The following is a 13,593-nucleotide window of genomic DNA, read 5'->3' as shown; positions in this document are numbered from 1 at the left end:
CTCAGCCCTCCAGCGCCGGGTCGCTGTCTGCCCGCACCAGCCGCGTCAGGTCGGACAGCCGTTCGCGCTGGCGGCCCCGGGCGTCGAAGTTCGACGGTGCCAGCCAGACCGCATAGGCCTCGGCCAGCGCGGGCCATTCGTTGTCGATGATCGAGAACCAGGCGGTGTCGCGGTTCCGGCCCTTGACGATCATGTGCTGGCGGAACACGCCCTCAAAGCTGAACCCCAGCCGCTGCGCCGCCCGGCGTGAGGCCAGGTTCAGCGCGTTGCACTTCCATTCATAGCGCCGGTAGCCCGCCTGGAACGCCCAAGCCATCATCAGGAACATGGCTTCCGTCGCTGCCGCCCCCCGCTGCATTGAGGGTGAGATGCAGATGTGCCCGACCTCGATCGACCCGGCCTCGGGCGTGATCCGCAGGAAGCTGGCGATCCCGCCGCATTTGCCGCTGCCTGCATCCCGCATCACGAAGAACCGAGGGTCCTCGCCGCCCTCTCGTTCCCGCGCCCAGCGGTGATAGGCCGAGCCCGAGGTGAAGGGGCCGTAGGGCATGTAGTCCCACAAGCTGTCGTGACCCTGGAAAGCCTCTTGCAATTCAAAGGCATGGGTGTCGGCCTGCAACGGCTCCAGCCGCACGAACCGCCCCTCCAGCGCCGCATGGCCCGGCCGCGCAGGCGGCGTCCAGCCCTTGACCTCATCCCCCAGCCTCTTGCCCATCACCCTGCCCTCCCGTCCCAGGCGCAGGCTATGCCGGGGGTCGCGGGCACTGCAAGGTCAGAGAAGCAGCGAGGGTGCGGCTTCCATCGTCAGGCCCGGGAAAATCGTCCGTTCAAGATTGGCCCGGTCCAGCCCGTAAAGCCCCGCCATCACCTGCGCCGCCCAATCCCGCACGTCCGAGGTCGGCATCAGGTCGCGCCGGTCATAAAGGTCGGCCTCCGCCAGCCCCGGCCAGCGCCCATGGACCTTTCCGCCGCGCACCGCCCCGCCCGCGACCAGCATCGCACCGCCCGTCCCGTGGTCCGTCCCGCCCGAGCCGTTCTGCCGCACCGTCCGCCCGAACTCGGTCATCGCCAGCACGACCGTCTTGCCCCAGACAACCGGCCCCGTCCCCGCCTTCAGCCGCAAGACCGCGCGCTGGAGACGGTCGAGCGGCCTGCGGATCGCCCGCTCCTGCCCCTTGTGGGTGTCCCAGCCGGTCAGCGAAAACGCCGCGATCCGCGCCGGGCCGCGCAGGCGTTCGGCGACGAAATCGGCGATCAGGTCGGTGTCCTGCCCCGCGCCCTCCTCCATCCCCGCCAGGCCGAAGGCGGTGGCCGAGGCCTGGTGGAACAGCGGGTCGTCCTGGTAGACATGCTCCAAAAGCGACCGCGCCGGGACGGAGACCGCCAGGTCCTGGTCCGGCGCCCAGCTTTCCGCCGGGGCCGCTCCGGCCAGGATCGGCATCGCCTCGCGCCCGACGGCCCAGGCGGTTTCCGAGGTCACGCCGGGCAGCACCGACAGAAGCCGGTTCAGCCAGCCATCCCGCTGCGCCGCCGGGGCTAGGTCGGTGCCGGTCCCGGCCTCCAACAGGTCCTGCCCGTCGAAATGGCTGCGCTTGTCGCGGTAGGGGGTCGAGGTCGCATGGACGAAGGCCAGTTCCCCCGCCTGCCACAGCGGCATCAGCCCGGACAGGCCTTCATGCAGCGCAAAGAACCCGTCGAGGTCCTGCGCCTGGGCCAACACCCCGGGCCGCACCTTGGCCAACCCCCGGTCGCCCCGCGGCTGCACCACGTCCAACCCATCCATCGCCCCGCGCAGGATGATGACGACCAGCCGGTTCTCGCCCGGTGCCGCCGCCAGCGTCAGCGTGGTCAGCAGGGGATGCGCCGCGGCCGAGCAGCCCATCACCCCCAGCCCCTTCAGGAAAATCCGCCGATCCATCGCCTACCTCCTGTTGAACTCGGGCGAGGCAAGGACCAGCCCCACCCCATCCCGCGCCGATTCCGCAGCACCCACCGCCCATGTCAGCTTCTCCCCCGCCGTTCCGCCCAGCGCCCGCGATTGGAAGGCCCTCGGGTCCGGCAGGGGCCGCACCAGCCGCTCGGGCGCCTGCATCGCGAAAGTGATCCGGGCCGCAAGACCCTGCGGAGTGATCCAGTCGGCCTCACGCTCTGGCCAGCCATCGGGGCCGGGCGCTTGCTGGAAGGGCTGGCCCATCGACTGCAACGGATCGAGGATCAGCCGCTTGAAGGCCCTTGGCTCCAGCCCCAGGATCACTTCCGGCCCCACGCCCAGCGCGCGCAAGCTCGCCACCAGAAAATCGAACGGCTGCCGCGTCTTAATCCCCTTCGCAGCCTTGGGATGTGCTGCCAGCGCGTCAGAAACCTGTCGCAGATCCCCGCCCCCGTCGCGGAAAACCGCCGCCAGATCATCGACCAGTCCCTCGTCCGGATCATCCGCCACGAAATGCACCGCCAGCTTCCGCGCCAGATGCGCCGCCGTCTCGGGCCGCGCGGCAAGATCGTCCAGCGCCTGAAGGATCGGCGCCTCGCCCTTGCCGTCGTAGCGCACGCCCAGCACCGTCTCGGCCCCTGGCTCTGCCCTTTTCGCATCGAAGACAAACCCCTCGCGCCCCACGGTAAGGCCGGTCAGAAGCTCGGCCAGCTGCCGCACGTCGTCCTGGGTGTAGCCCGCCCCGACCCCCAGCGTGTGCAGCTCCAGAAGTTCCCGCGCGAGGTTCTCGTTCAGACCCTTCTGCTGCCGCTTGCCCTTGAGCGAGCCCGGCCCGAAGGACGCCTCCTGGTTCAGGTAGACCAGCATGGCCGGATGCGTGGTGACCGCGCGCAGCATGTCGGCGAAACGCCCCGTCACATGCGGGCGGATCGCCTCTTCGACCAGGATCCCCGGCAGCGCGCGTTCGATGCGGTTGCGCGCGGTGACGGTGAAATTGTCGGCCCAGAAGGCCACCAGCCTCTCGCGGTAGGGGTCGTCGGATCCGATGGCCCGGGCAAAGATCGCCTTCGCCCCGCGCAGGGCCAGCGCATCGACCGCCCGCTGCGCCTCTTTCACCGCCGTCTCGTCCTTGGCCTTCTTCGCCGCCCGGTAGGCGAGTGCTTCGGGCGCAAGCTCGGCCAGCGTCACCCCTGGCCAGGTCCGCGCGGCAGTGTCCTCTGCCCCGAGGCCCATGACCCCCGCAGGCAGCCCATAGCCGAACCGGATTGCAAAGCTGTCGCTGTCCATGCGCGCCTCCCGTTTCTTGCGGGATCATACGCGAGGGAGCCTGCGTTCCGTCGCCGCCCAGCGATGAGCAAGCGGAGCGCCCGCGAAGAGCCGCCGGTTCAGAAGCGGAAATCGGCCGGATAGGAATGGAACCCGTCGAAATCCGCCTTGCCCAAAGGCACCCCGGCGGCGCGGAGTGCGGCATAGCCCATGGTCAGGTGGAAGAAGAAATTCGGCAGGCCGTAAAGATGGAGGAACTCTGCCCCGGTCTGATCCAGCTCGGCAAAGCCCGCCTTGTGGCGGATCATCCGGCTCTCGGCGCCCTCGAAATCGGCAGGCGTCATCGCACCTAACAGCGCCCGCGCCACCGCCAGCCGGGGACCCAGGCCCTGCGGCAGGTCCGGCACTTCGCGCCCCGCCAGGGGGCAGGCGATCCGCAGGGCAAAGCCCGCAGCCGTGGCGAACTGCTGGCGGGCGGGAAAGCTGTCGGCGATCTGGGCGTCCAGCGCATCCGGCCCCGCCACCGCCACGATGTCGCTGACGCGCGACAGGTAGTGGCGGAAGACGGGGACCGAGGCCTGGTACATCAGCTGTCCTTAGGGACGACGCGAAGGTTCAACTCGCGCAGCTGCTGCAGGGTCGGGTCCGAGGGCGCATTCATCAGCAGGTCCTCGGCCCGCTGGTTCATCGGGAACATGATGACCTCGCGGATGTTCTGGGTGTCGGCCAGCAGCATCACCAGCCGGTCGATCCCTGCAGCACAGCCACCGTGGGGCGGAGCGCCGTACTTGAACGCCTTGACCATCCCGCCGAAACGCTTGTCGACCTCGGAGTTCGGGTAGCCCGCCAGCTCGAACGCCTTGTACATGATCTCGGGCTTGTGGTTCCGGATGCCGCCCGAGATCACCTCATAGCCGTTGCACGCGAGGTCGTACTGGTAGGCATAGACCTTCAGCGGGTCGCCAGACAGCGCCTCAAGGCCCCCCTGCGGCATCGAGAAGGGGTTGTGGCTGAAGTCGATCTTCCCCTCGTCGGTCTTCTCGTACATCGGGAAGTCGACGATCCAGGCAAAGCGGAAGCAGTCCTTCTCGGTCAGCCCCAATTCCTCGCCGATCACGTTCCGCGCCTTGCCGGCGATGCCCTCGAAGGCCTCGGGCTTGCCGCCCAGGAAGAAGGCCGCGTCGCCCTTTTCCAGGCCGAGTTGCAGCCGGATCGCCTCGGTCCGCTCCGGCCCGATGTTCTTGGCCAGGGGGCCGGCGGCTTCCATGCCCGAGCCATCCTCGGCGTCGCGCCAGAAGATGTAGCCCATCCCCGGCAGGCCCTGCTGCTGCGCGAAGGCGTTCATCCGGTCGCAGAACTTGCGGCCCACAGGTTCGCCCGACGGCCCCTTCGGCGCCGGGATCGCGCGGACCTCGTTGCCCTCCTGCTCCAAGAGTTTGGCGAAGATCGCGAAGCCCGAGCCGCGGAAATGTTCGCTGACGTCCTGCATCCGGATCGGGTTCCGCAGGTCGGGCTTGTCGGACCCGTACCACTTCAGCGCATCCCGATAGGCGATGCGCGGCCAGTCAGAGTACACCTTCCGGCCCTTGCCAAAGTGCTCGAAGAGGCCCTGCAAGACCGGCTGGACGGCGGCAAAGACGTCGTCCTGGGTCACGAAGGACATCTCGACATCGAGCTGGTAGAAGTCGGTAGGCGAGCGGTCGGCGCGCGGGTCTTCGTCGCGGAAGCAGGGCGCGATCTGGAAATAGCGGTCAAAGCCCGCGACCTGGATCAGCTGCTTGAACTGCTGCGGGGCCTGGGGCAGCGCGTAGAACTTGCCCGGATGCAGGCGCGAGGGCACCAGGAAGTCGCGCGCGCCTTCGGGGGAGGAGGCGGTGATGATCGGCGTCTGGAACTCGGTGAAGCCCTGGTCCCACATGGCACCCCGCAGCCAGCGCACCACGTTCGACCGCAGCATCATGTTCTGGTGCATCGTGTCGCGGCGGAGGTCGAGGAAGCGGTAGGTCAGCCGCGTCTCCTCGGGGTATTCGGTGTCGCCGAAGACCGGTAGCGGCAGTTCCTCGGCCGCACCCAGGACTTCCAGGTCGGTCACATAGACCTCGATCTCGCCCGTCGGGATCTTGGGGTTCACGAGCGAGGCATCCCGCGCCTTCACCCGGCCGTCAACGCGGATCACCCACTCCGACCGCACCTGCTCCAGCGCCTTGAACGCCGCCGAGTCGCCGTCACACAGCACCTGAGTGATCCCGTAATGGTCGCGCAGGTCAATGAAGAGCACACCGCCATGGTCGCGCACCCGGTGGACCCAGCCCGACAAGCGGACGGTTTCGCCCACATGGGACGTGTTCAGCGCGGCACAGGTATGGCTGCGATAGGCATGCATCGTCGTTCCCCTTTCGGAGGGCCTTGAATTCCATCGCGCCGATACACCTTGCCCAAGGGGCCAAGTCAAGCCCGACCCCGCCGGTAGGGTGGGCAATCTTGCCCACCTTACGTCTGAAAAACCGCCGGGATCAGCCCGCGCAGCGCATTGCCCGCCCAAAGCCGCACGCGGGGCAGGTCCTCGGCCAGCAGAACCTCCTCCAGACAGCCAACTTCTGCCCGCAGCACCCCCGGCAGCGACCCACAGGCCAAGGGCGGGGTCCGCATCCCCTGCCCCCGGTCGAAGAAGACCGTGGTGATCGACCCGTCGCAGACCTCGCCGCGTTCGTTCAGGAAGATCACCTCGTCCAGCCCTTGCGGAAGCGCCGCCCGCGCCCGGTCATAGACTTCGCGCCGGGTGGACTTTACCCGCAGCCAGGGGTCATCCGACCGCAGCCGCTCCCCGGCCAACCCCACCCGCCACTCCGCCTTGGCCGGGGGCAACGGGGCGACCGTCCACTCCACCCGACCCTGCCGGTCCAAAGTCAGCCGTAACCGCGCCGGATGGTCGGGGCCGGACGGTGCAACCTCGGGACAGGACCAGCCCAGCATCGCCGCCGACCGCTGCAGCCGCTCCCGATGCAACGCCCAGCGCGGGGCGCCCGCCCCGTCCCACAGCAGCGTCTCAATCAGCCTCAGTCCCGGCTCACCGCCGCCTTCACGAAGCGCGCTTTCCACAGCGCCTCCTCCCATTCTCCTTCAGCGGTCGAGCCATGCGTCAGCCCGCCGCCCACGTTCATCACGATGTCCGACCCGGAAACCGACAGCGTCCGGATCGCGACCGAAAAATCGGCGTCCCCGGACGGAGACATCCACCCCACCGCGCCGCAATAGACGCCGCGCGCAAAGGGCTCCACTTCACGGATGATCTGCATCGCCCGGATCTTCGGCGCGCCCGTGACGCTGCCGCAGGGAAACAAAGCCGCCATCAGCCCCGGCAGGGTCGGCGGCGCCTCAAGCTCCCCCTCCACCGTCGAGGTCATCTGATGCACCGTCGCATAGCTTTCGATCGCATACAAAGCGGGGACCTTTACCGTCCCCACTTTCGACAGCCGCGAGATGTCGTTGCGCAGAAGGTCCACGATCATCAGGTTCTCGGCCCGGTCCTTCTCGGCCCCCCGCAACTCGGCAATGATCGCCGCATCCTCGGCCGCGTCCTTGCCCCGGGGTCGCGTGCCCTTCATCGGACGCGTCACGACGCGGCCAGCCTGAACCTTGAAGAACAGCTCGGGGCTCCGCGAGACCACCACCGGCCCCACACCCAGGTCGACATAGGCCCCATGCCCCACGGCTCCGGTCCGCCGGAAGGCCCCGTAAAGCCCCAGAGGAGACCCCGAGACCAGCCGCGCCGCCATTGGGAAGGTCAGGTTCACCTGATAGCAATCCCCCGCCGCGATATAGTCGAAGACGCGCCGCGCCGCATTGCCGTAGGCCCGACGACCGATCAGCGGCGCGGGCGCGGTCATCCAGGTCGACCGGCCCTCCTCCAGCGCCCGGGCCAGAGCCGGCCCGGCCTCCCGTGGCCCGTCGAAGACGCCAAGCGCGAGCAGCGGGCCGGGGCGTTTCCGCGGCATCAGGCGGGAAAGCTTCGGCTCCAGCGCATAGCCGGCCTCATAGGCAACATAGCCCGCAAGCCAGGCCCCCGATGCCCGCGCTGCCTCGGCCTGCGCCAGGGCCGCGGGCAGATCGGCCGGGCGGCGGGCAATGATCACCTCGCGCGGCCGGTCGAAGAGCGCGGGCGCATCCCCCGGTCCATGTTCGATGAGGATCACCCGTCGGCCCCCGTATTCCCGTCAGCCCGAAATAGGCCGAAGCCCGCGCGCCCGCCAGTTCATTCCGCGCCGCAGCTGCAGCAGAAAACGACGCCGCAGCGCAAAAAACTTGATCGATCGGTCAAGAAACGCATTCAAAGCTTGCCTGATGGTTAAAATAGCGCTTCCTTGTCGATACACCCGGGCACCACATGATGTAGCCGGGGGGCAACGAACAACAAAAATCGTCCAACACCGGTACGAAGGGACACCGAAAATGGCTTCCGACGACTACAACGACCATGCCAAGCATGAGGACCTGAAGGTCTTGCACGGCATGGGCTACGCGCAGGAGCTGCAGCGCTCCATGTCGAAGTTCTCGAACTTCGCCATCTCCTTCTCGATCATCTGCATCCTCTCCGGAGGCATCAACTCCTTCGCCCAGGCGATCTCGTCCGTGGGCGGAGCGGGGGCGGGCATCGGCTGGATCACCGGCTGCATCGTCTCGGGCATGTTCGCCCTGGCGATGGCGCAGATCGCCTCGGCCTTCCCGACCGCGGGCGGGCTTTATCACTGGGCCTCGATCCTGGGGAACCGGTTCTGGGGCTGGCTGACCGCCTGGCTCAACCTGCTGGGCCTGATCACCGTCCTTGGGGCGATCAACATCGGGACCGCCTACTTCTTCGCCGGGACCTTCGGGCCGATGTTCGGCTTCACCGGGACCGACTGGCAGATCGTGGGCTTCGTTGCCGCGATCACCGTGCTCCAGGCGATCTTCAACCACATCGGCATCAAGGCCACGACCTTCCTGACCGACATTTCGGGCTACATCATCTTTGCGACGACCGCGGTGCTGGTCGTGGCCTGCCTCTACTTCGCCCCGGCCATCGATATCTCGCGGCTGTGGACCTTCACCAACTACTCGGGCGAGGCCGGCGGCAACGTCTTCCCCGCCAGCGACAGCATCCCCTACCTGTTCCTCCTCTGCCTCCTTCTGCCGGTCTACACGATCACCGGCTACGACGCCTCGGCCCATACGTCCGAGGAAACCAAGAACGCGGCCCACTCGGTGCCGCGTGGGATCGTCTCGGCCGTGTTCTGGTCCTCCATCGTCGGCTGGATCATGATCTGCGCCATCACGCTGGCGATCCCGGACATGAACGCCGCCGCAGTCCAAGGCTGGGGCATGTTCTTCGGCACGATGGACGCCATCATGCCGCAAGGCCTGAAGACCGCGCTCTACTTCTTCATCCTGATCGCGCAGTTGCTTTGCGGTCTGGCCACGGTGACCTCGGCCAGCCGGATGCTCTTCGCCTTCTCGCGCGATGACGGGGTTCCGGGTGCGTCCAAGGCGCTGGCCACCGTCTCGCCGAAGTACCGCACGCCGGTCAACGCGATCTGGACCTCGGCGGTGCTTTGCATCCTCTATGTGCTCCTGGCGCTGTCGATCAAGGTGGGCGAGACCTCGATCTACGTGATCGTGGTGAACTCGACGCTGGTGTTCCTGTTCCTGTCCTTCATCATCCCGATCCTGGCCGGGATGCTGGCCTATGGTGGGCCGAAGTGGCCGACCCCCGGCCCCTGGGCGATGAGCGCAGGTCTCTTCAAGCTGGTCTGCGTGCTGGCGCTGATCGGCAAGGGGATCATCCTCTACATCGCCGTGGCCCACCCGAACGAGCGGGTGCTCTACGTCGTCCTCGGCTTCATCGCGCTGGCCATCGTGCTTTGGGTGCTGGTCGAGAATCGCCGCTTCGAGGGCCCGCCGACGGGTGAGCGCATCGCTGCCCGCAAGGCCGCAATCGCCGCCGCCGAGGCCGCGGTGGGCGAACGGGCATAAGGCGTCCGCGCCCCTGAAACCGACAAAGGCCGGGGTTCTCCCCGGCCTTTTCCATTGCGAATGCGCCCCGCCGTTTGCCCCTTGCGCCGGTCCGGCTTCTCTCTATAACCCGCACAATTTTGCGCAATAGGTGGGGGCTCAGATGCCGAAGCGGACCGATATCAAGTCGATCATGATCATCGGCGCGGGTCCCATCGTCATCGGGCAGGCCTGCGAGTTCGACTACTCCGGCGCCCAGGCCTGCAAGGCCCTGCGCGAGGAAGGCTACCGGGTCATCCTGGTGAACTCGAACCCCGCGACGATCATGACCGACCCGGGTCTGGCGGATGCGACCTACATCGAGCCGATCACCCCCGAAGTCGTCGCCAAGATCATTGAAAAGGAACGCCCTGACGCGCTGTTGCCCACGATGGGCGGGCAGACCGGCCTCAACACCGCGCTGGCGCTCGCGGACATGGGCGTGTTGGAAAAGTACAAGGTCGAGCTGATCGGGGCCAAGCGCGAAGCCATCGAAATGGCAGAAGATCGCAAGTTGTTCCGCGAGGCGATGGATCGCATCGGGCTGGAGAACCCCAAGGCCACGATCATCGCAGCGCCGAAGAAGCCCGACGGCAAGTACGACATCGCCGCCGGCGTGCGCGAGGCGATCGAGGCGATCGAATACGTCGGCCTCCCCGCCATCATCCGCCCCGCCTTCACTCTCGGCGGCACCGGCGGCGGCGTCGCCTACAACCGCGACGACTATGAAGCCATCGTGAAGTCCGGGCTCGAAGCCTCCCCCGTCGCGCAGGTCCTCGTCGACGAATCCCTCCTCGGCTGGAAGGAATACGAGATGGAAGTCGTGCGCGACCGCGCCGACAACGCCATCATCGTCTGCTCCATCGAGAACGTCGACCCGATGGGCGTCCACACCGGCGATTCCATCACCGTTGCGCCCGCCCTGACGCTGACCGACAAGGAATACCAGATCATGCGCAACGGCAGCATCGCCGTGCTGCGCGAGATCGGGGTCGAAACCGGCGGCTCCAACGTGCAGTGGGCGATCAACCCCGCCGACGGCCGCATGGTCGTGATCGAGATGAACCCCCGCGTCTCCCGCTCCTCAGCGCTCGCGTCGAAAGCCACCGGCTTCCCCATCGCCAAGATCGCCGCGAAACTCGCCATCGGCTACACGCTGGATGAGCTTGACAACGACATCACCAAGGTCACGCCCGCCTCCTTCGAGCCCTCCATCGACTACGTCGTCACCAAGATCCCCCGCTTCGCCTTCGAGAAATTCCCGGGCTCCCAGCCCAACCTCACCACCGCGATGAAGTCGGTCGGCGAAGCCATGGCCATCGGCCGCACCATCCACGAATCCATGCAGAAGGCTCTCGCCTCGCTGGAAACCGGCCTCACCGGCTTTGACGAAATCGCCATCCCCGGCGCGCCGGACAAGGCCTCCATCGTCAAGGCCCTCGGCCAAGCCACCCCAGACCGCCTGAGGGTCATCGCCCAGGCCATGCGGCACGGGCTGACCAACGACGAAATCCAGGACGTCACCGCCTTCGACCCCTGGTTCCTCGCCCGCATCCGCGAGATCATCGACACCGAGGCGACCATCCGCAAGAACGGCCTGCCCACCAACGCCGAAGCGCTCCGCCAGCTGAAGATGATGGGCTTCACCGACGCGCGCCTCGCCAAACTCACCGGCCGCGACGAAGCCCAGGTCCGCCGCGCCCGCACCCGCCTCGGCGTCACCGCCGTCTTCAAGCGCATCGACACCTGCGCGGCGGAGTTCGAGGCCCAGACCCCCTACATGTATTCCACCTACGAAGCCCCCGCGATGGGCGACGTGGAATGCGAAAGCCGCCCGACTAACGCCAAGAAGGTCGTCATCCTCGGCGGCGGCCCGAACCGGATCGGCCAGGGGATCGAGTTCGACTACTGCTGCTGCCACGCCTGCTTTGCGCTGACCGCCGCCGGGTATGAGACCATCATGGTCAACTGCAACCCCGAGACCGTCTCGACCGACTACGACACCTCCGACCGCCTCTACTTCGAGCCCCTGACCCTGGAGCATGTCCTGGAAATCCTGCGGGTTGAGCAGGAGAACGGCACGCTCCACGGCGTCATCGTCCAGTTCGGCGGTCAGACGCCGCTGAAACTCGCCAACGCGCTTCACGCCGAAGGCATCCCGATCCTCGGCACCACGCCCGATGCCATCGACCTCGCCGAAGACCGCGAACGCTTCCAGCGGCTCCTCCAGGACCTGGGCCTGAAACAGCCGCACAACGGCACCGCCCGCAGCCGCGACGAGGCCTTCAAGGTCGCGAAAGAAGTCGGCTACCCCCTCGTCATCCGCCCCTCCTTCGTCCTTGGCGGCCGCGCGATGGAAATCGTCCGCTCGGACGAACAGCTCGAACGCTACATCTCCACCGCCGTCCAGGTATCCGGCGACTCGCCCGTGCTTCTCGACTCCTACCTCTCCGGTGCCGTCGAGGTTGACGTCGACGCGCTCAGCGACGGTAAATCCGTCCATGTCGCTGGAATCATGGAACATATCGAGGAAGCGGGCGTCCACTCCGGCGACTCGGCCTGCTGCCTGCCGCCGCACCAGCTGTCTGCCGAAACGGTCGAGGAGCTGAAGCGCCAGACCGTCGTCATGGCCAAGGCGCTGAACGTCGTGGGCCTGATGAACGTGCAATTCGCGATCAAGGACGGGGTGATCTACGTCCTGGAAGTGAACCCGCGCGCCAGCCGCACTGTGCCCTTCGTCGCCAAGGCCACCGACAGTGCCATCGCCTCCATCGCCGCCCGCCTGATGGCCGGTGAGCCGCTGAAAGCCTTCCCGATGCGCGCGCCCTACCCCGCCGGCGTCGGCCCCGACACCGACCTGCCCCTCGCCGACCCGCTGACCCTCGCCGACCCGAATACCCCCTGGTTCAGCGTCAAAGAGGCCGTCCTGCCGTTTGCGAGGTTCCCCGGCGTCGACCCGATGCTGGGGCCCGAGATGCGTTCGACCGGCGAAGTGATGGGCTGGGACCGCACCTTCGCGTTGGCCTTCCTCAAGGCCCAGATGGGCGCAGGCACGATCCTCCCAACCGAAGGCCGGGTCTTCCTATCGGTCAAGGACATGGACAAGACTCCGGCCCTCGCCGCCGCCGCCCGCGACCTTGTGGCGATGGGCTTCGTGATCGTCGCCACCAGGGGCACCGCGAAGTGGCTGGCCTCGCAGGACGTGCCGTCAGAGGCCGTCGCCAAGGTCTACGAAGGCCGCCCGAACATCGTCGACCGGCTGAAGAACAACGACATCGCTTTGGTGATGAACACGACCGAGGGCACCCAGGCGGTGTCCGACAGCCGGGATATCCGGCGGGTCGCGCTGATGGACAAGATCCCGTATTTCACCACGGCTGCGGCGTCAGTGGCGGCAGTTGCGGCGATGAAGGCACGGGGCGAGGGGTATGGGGTTAGGACGTTGCAGGGGTGAGGCGCGGCCCCGGCCCTGCCGGGGTGAAAACGCTCCAGTGGAGCGTTTTCAGCGCCGAACGGCCCGAGGCAACGAGGGCCGGACCCAACGCTTAGCTGTTGAGCATAGCCATAACACTCGGCGTTTGATCTGGAGGGGTCTCATACTTTGCCACGACCTTCTTTACTCGCTCCTTCGCGCCCCAAAATAGATCGACGTTAAGGAAGTAAGTGTTCGGAGCAAGGCCTAGGGTGAAATAATTCCCTGATCGCGACTCCAAGTCAGCATTAGTCGGTTCAAGAACTACCGAAGCTAACAAGCCCCAGGCGATTGGTTCCGGGAGACGAACGCCGTTCCCCACTTTGTCGATCTGAAAGTCAAAACTGCCGTCTGGTTTGCGTGGAAGAATCGAACAGTTTTCGCCGAGTTCCTGACCATGAGCCAATGAACAGCGATGTAGGTAATAGAGAACCTCGGCTAGATCTGGACGGTCAACGACCCTTCCATCAGTTAACTTGGGATCAAGGGTGGGGAAACGCAGAAGCCCAAAGTCAAGAAAGCTTCCAGAGAACCAGTGGAATACATCATAGTTCTCTCTAATAAGCCTCATAAATGATGTGCGCCCACCTGCACCAAACTTCTTCTTTGCGGATGCTTCAACTGCGGGCAGCGCAAATGAAAGCATCGGCAGAAACTCTTTGTTTAGCCCAAGATCGAAGGCTAAGCGAACGCGGTCTTCGATTTTCACTTGCCAATCCTTCTGACCGGAAACTGAAGGTCTTCTAGGGTCAGGACCCATTGATCTTGCGTCTGTGGCGTGATTCAGCCTCCGTAAGGAGACTGAGCGATGAGCAACCTTTTCTGGCTGACGGAGGCGCAGATGGCGCGGCTGCAGCCTTTCTTTCCCAAGAGCCACGGCAAGCCGCGCGTGGATGAC

General features: G+C 66.3%; 10 protein-coding genes and 1 pseudogene. 3 read left to right on the top strand and 8 right to left on the bottom strand.

The window, feature by feature from the left end; translation table 11 throughout:
• Window position 1 precedes the first annotated feature (1 nt).
• The 7 genes from AC2EAL_RS09485 to AC2EAL_RS09455 all read right to left on the bottom strand — a co-directional run bounded on the left by AC2EAL_RS09485 (window position 2) and on the right by AC2EAL_RS09455 (window position 7,389).
• Window positions 2–715, bottom strand: coding sequence for a GNAT family N-acetyltransferase (locus AC2EAL_RS09485; RefSeq protein ID WP_484723967.1), 714 nt, complete (start codon window positions 713–715; stop codon window positions 2–4).
• Window positions 716–772: 57 nt separating this feature from the next.
• The gene (locus tag AC2EAL_RS09480; RefSeq protein WP_484723966.1) at window positions 773–1,918 is read right to left on the bottom strand and encodes a DUF1501 domain-containing protein; all 1,146 of its coding nucleotides are present in this window, start codon (window positions 1,916–1,918) and stop codon (window positions 773–775) included.
• Window positions 1,919–1,921: 3 nt separating this feature from the next.
• The gene (locus tag AC2EAL_RS09475) at window positions 1,922–3,217 is read right to left on the bottom strand and encodes a DUF1800 domain-containing protein (protein WP_484723965.1); all 1,296 of its coding nucleotides are present in this window, start codon (window positions 3,215–3,217) and stop codon (window positions 1,922–1,924) included.
• Window positions 3,218–3,315: 98 nt separating this feature from the next.
• Window positions 3,316–3,783 (bottom strand): DUF1993 family protein, encoded by a 468-nt coding sequence (locus AC2EAL_RS09470; protein ID WP_484723964.1) that lies wholly within the window; start codon window positions 3,781–3,783, stop codon window positions 3,316–3,318.
• Window positions 3,783–5,579, bottom strand: coding sequence for an aspartate--tRNA ligase (gene aspS, locus AC2EAL_RS09465; protein WP_484723963.1), 1,797 nt, complete (start codon window positions 5,577–5,579; stop codon window positions 3,783–3,785). Before aspS ends, AC2EAL_RS09470 begins: the two co-directional genes overlap by 1 nt.
• 107 nt (window positions 5,580–5,686) lie before the next feature.
• Entirely contained in the window at window positions 5,687–6,295 is a 609-nt protein-coding gene (locus AC2EAL_RS09460) for an aminotransferase class IV family protein (protein WP_484723962.1), read from the bottom strand.
• Window positions 6,253–7,389, bottom strand: coding sequence for an aminodeoxychorismate synthase component I (locus tag AC2EAL_RS09455; RefSeq protein ID WP_484723961.1), 1,137 nt, complete (start codon window positions 7,387–7,389; stop codon window positions 6,253–6,255). Before AC2EAL_RS09455 ends, AC2EAL_RS09460 begins: the two co-directional genes overlap by 43 nt.
• A 256-nt stretch (window positions 7,390–7,645) precedes the next feature.
• On the opposite strand from AC2EAL_RS09455, the gene AC2EAL_RS09450 reads away from it, so the two are divergent.
• Window positions 7,646–9,205 carry an amino acid permease gene (locus AC2EAL_RS09450; RefSeq protein WP_484723960.1) on the top strand — a complete coding sequence of 520 codons (1,560 nt, stop codon included), beginning with the start codon at window positions 7,646–7,648 and terminating at the stop codon, window positions 9,203–9,205.
• Window positions 9,206–9,347: 142 nt separating this feature from the next.
• Window positions 9,348–12,677: a carbamoyl-phosphate synthase large subunit gene (carB, locus tag AC2EAL_RS09445; protein ID WP_484723959.1), complete on the top strand. Its 3,330-nt coding sequence runs from the start codon at window positions 9,348–9,350 to the stop codon at window positions 12,675–12,677.
• A 91-nt stretch (window positions 12,678–12,768) separates the two neighbouring features.
• Here carB and AC2EAL_RS09440 read toward each other — a convergent pair whose 3' ends face one another.
• Window positions 12,769–13,404: a hypothetical protein gene (locus AC2EAL_RS09440; protein WP_484723958.1), complete on the bottom strand. Its 636-nt coding sequence runs from the start codon at window positions 13,402–13,404 to the stop codon at window positions 12,769–12,771.
• Window positions 13,405–13,503: 99 nt separating this feature from the next.
• Here AC2EAL_RS09440 and AC2EAL_RS09435 point away from each other — a divergent pair.
• A pseudogene (locus AC2EAL_RS09435) lies at window positions 13,504–13,593 on the top strand (IS5/IS1182 family transposase); the annotation flags it as partial.

The organism is Tabrizicola sp. T74, assembly GCF_057219935.1.
This window is presented reverse-complemented; position numbering and strand designations above follow the sequence as displayed.